Here is a 5372-nt window from a genome sequence, read left to right as displayed (position 1 = left end):
GGCCCGGCCGACGGCATGGACAGGCAGCGGGGCGATCGGGACGGCCGGGCCCGCTGTCGGGTCCGGCCGACGGCATGGACAGGCAGCGGATCACATGAGCATCAAGTGGTTCCTTTGGCAAATCTGACTACCCATCGACCGGCGAGGATGGCGCAAAAGTGCGTTGTGGACCCCCCGGATCCGCTGTGAATGTGATCTCGTCCGTCACTCCAGCAACAGGCCGCACACCGAGTGCGAGCGTTCGCACCAGTACACGGCTGTTCTGTCGACAGAGGAGAGTGCGCACGACATGAGGCAGAAGAAGACCTATGTGAAGCCCGCCCTTTTCGATCAGGGGAGCTTCCGCGGGAGGACCGCGGGCTACTTCGTCGGGAAGTACAAGGAGTACTTCAGCCGCCGGTTCGTCTGACCGTCCCGTGGTGAAGAAGATGCCCGGTCACCTGCGTGACTTCTTCGCGGTCCTCCCGGACACGGCCGAGGGACAGGCCGTGTCCGGGCGTCTTCGCCCGGCCGGGGCGGCGGGCACGGCGGCGGGCACGGGGACCGTCCGCCACCCCTCCGGGCGCCCCTGGATCGTCTTCCGCCTCCCCTTCCGCCAGGTCAGCCACGTCACGCGCGGCGACGACTCCCTCGTGCTGATCGGTCCGGCCCGCGTCCCCGCCCCCGTCCTGCGCGGCGTCCTCGGTCCGGCCCGCGACACCGCCGACCTCCACGGCCGCCTGACCCGGCTGCCCGGCATCCACCACGTCGTCTCCCGGATGGGGGACGACGTCTGCGTGCGGGGCACGGCCTCCGGGCACCGGCGCGTCTACCACGCCCGGTGCGCCGGCGGGCGCGTCGCCTCCGACCGGCCCGCCCTCCTGGCCCACCTCACCGGGACGGGGATCGACGACGCCGCGCTCGCCCTGCGCCTGCTGGACCTCGTCCCGCACCCGCTGCGGCACCGCCCCCTGTGGCGCGGTCTGGAGGAGGTCGATCCGGCTTACGCGCTCAGCCTGCGTGACGGCCCCGGCGGCCCCCGGCACACCGTGTGGCGCTGGTGGCGGCCACCCGAGCCGGAGCTCGACACGGAGCGGGGCGCCCCCCTCCTCGCCGCCGCGCTCGCGGACTCCGTCCGCGCCCACCTGGCCGGGCACACCCGGATCAGCTGCGAACTCTCCGGCGGGCTGGACTCCACCTCCGTCGCCTTCCTCGCCCGGCAGGCGCCGGGTGAGCGGGAGACGGCACTGCTGACCGTCGCCGCGCGGGACGGCCACTCGGAGGACGAGACGTGGGCGCGCCGGGGCGCCGAGGACGCCCGCCGCGGCGCCGGCCTGTCCGTCGAGCACCATGTCGTCCCGGCCTGCGACGCCCCGCTGTTCTACGCGGACCTGCGGGGCAACGCCCGGGAGCTGCTGGACGAGCCCTTCCCCGTCGCCCCAGCGCGGGCGAGGGCGTACCTGCTGCTCAGCCGCGCCGCCGCCACCGGCTCCCGGTACCACCTCACCGGCTACGGCGGCGACGAGCTCTTCAACGGCCTGCCCTCGGCCTGCCGGGAGCTGCTCCCGGGCAGCCCACTGAAGGCGTGGAACCGGATCGGCGCGCTGCGGCACCAGTACGGCTGGCCCCTGTGGCCCACCCTGCGCGGCCTGCTGGCCCGCCCCTCGTACGCCGCCTGGCTGGCCGGCTCCGTCACCCGCGAGCCGCCCGCCGACCGCGGTCCGCTGCTGTCCTGGGGGCCGCGGCAGTCCCTGCCGCCCTGGCTCACCGGCGAGGCCGGGACGCTGATCCAGGACGAGCTCCGCTCGGCCGCCGGGCACGCCGAGCCGCTGAGCCCCCGCCCCGGGCGGCACACCGACCTCGACACCATCCGGGTCGGCGCCCGCGGTTTCCAGGCGCTGGAGGACGTGGGGGTCACCGCGGGCCTGCCGGTGGCCGCGCCGTTCTACGACGACCGGGTCGTCGAGGCCGTGCTCGCCGTCCGCGTCGAGGACCGGGTCGTCCCCTGGCGGTACAAGCCGCTGCTGGTGGAGGCCATGCGCGAGGCGGTACCCGCCCGCCTGCTGGCCCGGACCACCAAGGACCATATGTCGGCCGACGACGTGCGCGGGCTGCGCGAGCACTCCGCCGAGCTGCGCGCGCTGTGGGAGGACTCCCTGCTCGCCGGGCGCGGGCTCGTCGACGCCGCCCGGCTCGGGAGGCTGGCCGACGACCCGTACTCACCCCTCCTCCAGCGGTACCCGGTCGACTCCACGGTCTCCTGCGAGACCTGGCTGCGGACGGCCGAGGACGCCTGGCCGGCCGAGAACGGCCGGCCCGACGGGGAGGACCACCGCGATCCCGACAGGAACGAGGCGATCCCGTGAGGCTCAGACAGGGTGTGGCCATGACCACCACCGAGTACGGCGCCGTACTCCTCGACGAACGCAGCGGCGCCTACTGGCAGTTGAACGAGTGCGGCACCGTCGTGGTGGACGCGCTCGCCGGGGGGCGGGGCCGGGAGGCCGCCGTGGAGCGGTTGCTGGAGGAGTACGACGTCGGCCGCGCCGAGGCCGAGGCGGACGTCGCGGAGCTGACCGGCCGGCTGGTCGAGGCGGAGCTCCTCGCGCCGTGACCACCGAGATGACCATGCCCCGCCGCGGCTCCGGCGGCGTCCGGGTGCGCACGGCCGTCGCCGCGGCCCTGCTGCTGAGCCGGCTGCGCCCGGGACGGCTGCGCCGGGTGCTGGCCCGGGTCAGCCGCGGCGCCCGTCCCGCCGGGTACGAGGAGACCCTGCGCGTGTACGAGGCGGTGGTCGCCGGCAGCCGCAGATGCGCCGGCTGGTACGGCTGTCTGCCGCGCTCCATCGCCATCGCGCTGGTCTGCCGGATGTCGGGGGTGTGGCCCGACTGGTGCGCGGGGGTGCGCGGCGCGCCGCCCTTCTCCGCGCACGCCTGGGTACGGGCCGGGGGCAGGACGGTCGGGGAGCAGGAGCCGGACGACCTGCGGCCCCTGATGACGGTGACGGTGGGCGGAGGGGACGGCGGTGACTCAGGCGAAGGCCCCGGTGAATCCGGCGGCGGACCGGGGCGTGGACAGGGGCGCGAAGCTTCCGGCGGGGACGGCGACGGCCCGGGAGAGGACGGGCGAGCCCGGCGAGCCGGAGCCGGCCAGTAGTCCCCCGCCGCTGCGGCTGCTCCTGGAGCGGGTCCGGCCGCACCGTCGGGCACTGGTCGGCGGAGGGCTCCTGTCCCTGCTCGGCTCCGGCGCGGACCTCGCCATGCCGATGATGGCGAAGCACGCCATGGACGCCCTCGCGGACGGCCGCTCGCCCGTCCGCCCGCTGATCGCCCTCACGCTCGTCGTGCTGCTGGGGGCGTTCCTCGCGGCGGTCGGCAGGTATCTGATGGCACGCACCGGCGAGGCCGTCGTCCTGCACACCCGGCGGCGGCTCGTCGGCCGGATGATGCGGCTGCGGGTCGAGGACGTGGACCGGCTCACCCCCGGCGATCTGCTCTCCCGCGCCACCGGCGACACCTCGCTGCTGCGCACCGTGCTCTCCCGCGACATCGCCGACACCGTCACCGGGGTGCTGGTCCTGCTGGGCACCGTCGTCCTGATGGCGGTCGTGGACCTCGTCCTCCTCGGGGTGACCCTCCTCGCCGTACTCCTAGCCCTGGGCCTGCTCGGTCTGCTCATGCCGAGGATCCAGCGGGCGCAGCACCAGGCGCAGGAGGCGGTCGGCGCGATGGGCTCGGCACTGGACCGCGCACTGCAGGCGTTCCGCACTGTCAAGGCGAGCGGGGCCGAGGAGCGCGAGAGCACGGCCGTCGCCGGTGCGGCGCGCCGGGCCCACGACCGCGGTGTGGCGGTGGCCCGGTGGAACTCGGTCTCCGAGGTCACGACCTCCGTGGCGATGCAGTTCGCCTTCCTCGCCGTACTGGGTGTCGGCGGTGCCAGGGCCGTCTCCGGCGCGATGGAGATCGCCTCGCTGGTCGCCTTCCTCCTCTACCTCTTCACCCTGATGGGCCCCCTCGGCCAGCTCACCGACGGCTGGAGCGGTCTGAGCGGCGGACTGGCCGCGGTGCGGCGCATCCGGGAGGTCGAGGAGCTGCCGCGGGAGTCCGGGGAGCCGTCGCCGAAGAGGCCGCGGCCGGGGGGACCGGCGCCGCTCGGTGTCGTCTTCGAGGACGTGGTCTTCGGATACGGCGGGCGCGCCGGGGGCCGCTCCCCGGCGCACCGGGGGGTGACCTTCGAGGTGCCCGCCGGCGGCCTGACGGCGCTCGTGGGTCCCTCCGGCGCCGGGAAGTCCACCGTGTTCACCCTGCTGGAGCGCTTCTACGAGCACGACGCGGGCACCATCGCCGTCGGCGGACGCGACATCCGCCACTGGCCGCCGGCCGAACTGCGGTCGGCGATCGCCTATGTCGAACAGGACGCGCCCGTGCTGGCCGGGACCCTGCGGGAGAACCTGCTGCTGGCCGCTCCGGACGCCGCGGAGGGGGAGGTGCGGCGCGCGGTGGCGCGCACCCGGCTCGACGGACTCGTCGAGCGGCTGCCCGGCGGTCTGGACGCGCGGGTCGGCCACCGGGGGGTGACGCTGTCGGGCGGCGAGCGCCAGCGTGTCGCCATCGCCCGGGCGCTGCTGCGCAGGCCCGGGCTGCTGCTGCTCGACGAGGTGACCTCGCAGCTGGACGCGGTCAACGAGGAGGCACTGCGTGAGATCGTCATGGAACTCGCCGCCGAGACCACCGTCATGGCCATCGCGCACCGGCTCTCCACCGTGGTACGGGCCGACCGCATCGTGGTCATGGAGGACGGCCGGGTCCGTGCGGTCGGCCGCCACGGCGAGCTGCTGCGCTCGGACGCGCTGTACGCCGGGCTCGCCGCCACACAGCTCGTGGCGGGCCGTTCCCCCGCCCGGCCCGCGGAGAACTCCCCCCGTCCCGCGTGAGGACCGTGCGACAGCACGGCGGGACCGGTAAGGCGGGTCGGCCGGCACGCAGAAGCGCCCCGAACGACGAGTCCCCCCACGGGCCCGTCGACGGGGCGCCTCCTTTTCCCGGACATGGACTCCCCCCACGGGATCCTGGCCGGGTGTCTGCCGGGCGGCGTGCGGGCGAGAGGGCCGCTCAAGCTCCCCCGGGGCACACCGCCTGCGCGGACCACCATCCTCGTCCCCCACAGACGAACACGGCGGGCGGCGGCGGCTCCGCCGGAGTACCGACGCCACCCCATAAGACACACGAGGCCATCGAATGGTTACCCCCTTTATGATGTGACGTGCGTCACTCTCCCTCGCGCCTTCTCCACCGCTCCACCACGCCGGGCACACACCGCGCGGGCCCTGCCCGCACCTGGAAGGTGCGGGCAGGAGGCCATCGCCGACCAGGCGATCCTGCGCGGCACCGGGG

At 75.0% G+C, this 5372-nt stretch carries 5 protein-coding genes; all 5 read left to right on the top strand.

Translation table 11 applies throughout. The features are described 5' to 3' along the window. Window positions 1-289: 289 nt before the first annotated feature. From LJ221_RS15945 to LJ221_RS15925, 5 genes are read left to right on the top strand one after another with little or no spacing between them, the layout of a single operon-like run. Window positions 290-409, top strand: coding sequence for a keywimysin-related RiPP (locus LJ221_RS15945; RefSeq protein ID WP_241717400.1), 120 nt, complete (start codon window positions 290-292; stop codon window positions 407-409). 19 nt (window positions 410-428) lie between these two features. Then, window positions 429-2345, top strand: coding sequence for an asparagine synthase-related protein (locus LJ221_RS15940; protein WP_241717411.1), 1917 nt, complete (start codon window positions 429-431; stop codon window positions 2343-2345). Next, window positions 2342-2593 carry a lasso peptide biosynthesis PqqD family chaperone gene (locus LJ221_RS15935; RefSeq protein ID WP_241717399.1) on the top strand — a complete coding sequence of 84 codons (252 nt, stop codon included), beginning with the start codon at window positions 2342-2344 and terminating at the stop codon, window positions 2591-2593. The genes LJ221_RS15940 and LJ221_RS15935 overlap by 4 nt, the downstream gene beginning before the upstream one ends. After that, window positions 2590-3135: a lasso peptide biosynthesis B2 protein gene (locus LJ221_RS15930; RefSeq protein ID WP_241717398.1), complete on the top strand. Its 546-nt coding sequence runs from the start codon at window positions 2590-2592 to the stop codon at window positions 3133-3135. The genes LJ221_RS15935 and LJ221_RS15930 overlap by 4 nt, the downstream gene beginning before the upstream one ends. Continuing rightward, the gene (locus tag LJ221_RS15925; RefSeq protein WP_308314794.1) at window positions 3050-4912 is read left to right on the top strand and encodes an ABC transporter ATP-binding protein; all 1863 of its coding nucleotides are present in this window, start codon (window positions 3050-3052) and stop codon (window positions 4910-4912) included. Before LJ221_RS15930 ends, LJ221_RS15925 begins: the two co-directional genes overlap by 86 nt. Window positions 4913-5372 lie beyond the last annotated feature (460 nt).

The organism is Streptomyces sp. CNQ085 (assembly GCF_022614595.1).
Classification (GTDB): Bacteria; Actinomycetota; Actinomycetes; order Streptomycetales; family Streptomycetaceae; genus Streptomyces.
This window is presented reverse-complemented; position numbering and strand designations above follow the sequence as displayed.